At 40.9% G+C, this 1,260-nt stretch carries 1 protein-coding gene; it reads right to left on the reverse strand.

From position 1 onward, the window contains the following. Positions 1–177 precede the first annotated feature (177 nt). Complete coding sequence (locus tag FTU46_RS16600) at positions 178–1,170, reverse strand: IS5-like element ISAba23 family transposase (RefSeq protein ID WP_005028482.1); 993 nt, start codon at positions 1,168–1,170, stop codon at positions 178–180. Between the last annotated feature and the right edge of the window lie 90 nt (positions 1,171–1,260).

Raw genomic sequence — 1,260 nt, forward strand, 5'->3', positions numbered from 1 at the left:
TATAAGAGACCTTTGCACGAAACAGCCCCTTTGCTCGAGGCATACCACCAAACCGAAAAAAAACAAAGAATGGCAATGAAATAAGCAAAACAATGGCTAAATCATGGATAAAATCTCCAAATGGTTGTTAAATTTGTGTCTATTGGCTGAGCTTACTAACCAACAGACACAATAACCCTAGGCGAGTCCGTATTTTCGTTTCAAGCTTAGGGCAGTTTTTAAATTATGCACCATGCTTGCAAGCAAAGTGCTGGTATGAAATTGCATTAACCCTAAATGACGAGCTTTGCTCATCCCATAATGCAGTTTAAAATGTCCAAAGACCCGCTCAACGGTGTTTCTAGTTTGGCTCTTTTGGGTATTATTGCGTTTTTGCTGTTCGGTTAAGGGTGTATTGCGCCATGCTCTATCATGAATATGATTTTTTATCGGTGGTTCATGCTCGGCAAGGTAGTCATCATGGGCTTGGCTTTTATACGCACTGTCAGCATACACGGCTGATTCATCATCTGTTAACAGCGTGGTAAAACATTGGGAATCATGGACATTGGCAGGGGTAGTTTCAACCTTTTTGACAAAGCTGTCTTCATCACAGTTGAGATGAATTTTAAAGCCGTAGGTGGTTTTTACTTTACCTGTACTGTCTTTTTTACTGACATAGGCGGCTTCGTTATCTTGGGTATTGTCGGTGTGTTTGCCTTTCTTAGGTCGTTTGTTTTTAGCTTCAACGATACTGGCATCGATGATGCTGACACTGCCCGCTTTGATAAAAATGTTTTGTTGGGCTAGTTGCTCATTGATTTGGTTGAACAATGGTTCAATCAGTCTAAGCTCACCTAGGTGTTTGTGGTATCGCCAAATGGTGCTATGGTCGGGTACATCATCCGTTAATGATAGGCCAACAAAGCGACGAAATAGTAAGTCTCGTGCCAGTTGTTTTTCCATGGCTGGATCCGATAGGTTATAGAGTTTTTGTAAGAGTAATACTTTAAACATGATGACAGGGTGAAAGGCAGATTCCCCACGCTCACTGCTATGAACGTGGCGTAAGGTTTGCTCGATAGTTTGCCAGTCAATTAGGTTGTGTAGTTCATCTAATTCTTCGATGGCTTTGTGAGCGTTAATGAGACTGTCTGCTAGGGAGAGTTGCCCTGTTTGTTTCCATGCCATAGTCGTGTTTTTTGCTAGGTGATTGATTTTATTGTATTATACCAATTTAATGAACTTTTGTGTGTTTATTCGTGCAAAGGTTTCTATAAA

Source organism: Acinetobacter sp. YH12108, assembly GCF_013419055.1.
GTDB lineage: Bacteria > Pseudomonadota > Gammaproteobacteria > Pseudomonadales > Moraxellaceae > Acinetobacter.

Excerpts from the sequence above, each read along its gene's own strand:
- FTU46_RS16600 (WP_005028482.1), bottom strand. The coding sequence starts at position 1,170 with ATGGCATGGAAACAAACAGGGCAACTCTCCCTAGCAGACAGTCTCATT.